The following is a 627-nucleotide window of genomic DNA, read 5'->3' as shown; positions in this document are numbered from 1 at the left end:
CCGCAGCTCCATCACCTCAGGTGAGGGGATATAGGAGCGTTCAACTAAACCGCAACGCCCCAGTTGGGCGAGCCATTCCGCATCTTTCATATCGGTTTTCCGTCCCGGAACGTTCTTCACGTGCTGGGGATTGGCCAGGACTAATTCCATGGCCGATTCGGAAAAGATATTAAATACGGGTAACCAGTACTGGCCGGTACTTTCCATGAACACATGCGTCACTCGATGCTGTTCCAGCCATTCCAAAGCTTGGCGCAACTCCGGTGTCCGCGTTCCAAATGTCTTTTGGATTTTTCTGGGTTTCGTGGTGTCCAACGGACCGTCTAGGATACAGCACACAATTGTCTTCTGGTGCACATCGATGCCACAACAAGTTTCCACCATGACTTCCATGGGAAAAACCTCCTCTATGAGATTCGGCAATCGACCATCTCATTAAATGTTGTAATTTTATATCCACGTTCAAAGACGTATTCGGCTTATCGCACCTTGTAAGATGGTCATCCAGTTTTTTGTACAGGTTCGGCAAAACCCATTAAAGACCCGGATTTGTATTGCCATCCCTATTATACTCCTGCACGTGATTTTCCGTCATGGCATAGAACGCGGAGCGTTCATAAAGTTTTT

General features: G+C 47.7%; 1 protein-coding gene. It reads right to left on the bottom strand.

Features of this window, described 5'->3' with window-relative positions:
• The coding region (locus PVE40_RS12900) for an IS110 family transposase (protein ID WP_274732322.1) at positions 1-393 on the bottom strand (393 nt) is incomplete at its 3' end.
• Positions 394-627 lie beyond the last annotated feature (234 nt).

The sequence above is a fragment of the Jeotgalibaca caeni genome (assembly GCF_028863945.1).
GTDB lineage: Bacteria > Bacillota > Bacilli > Lactobacillales > Aerococcaceae > Jeotgalibaca > Jeotgalibaca caeni.
This window is presented reverse-complemented; position numbering and strand designations above follow the sequence as displayed.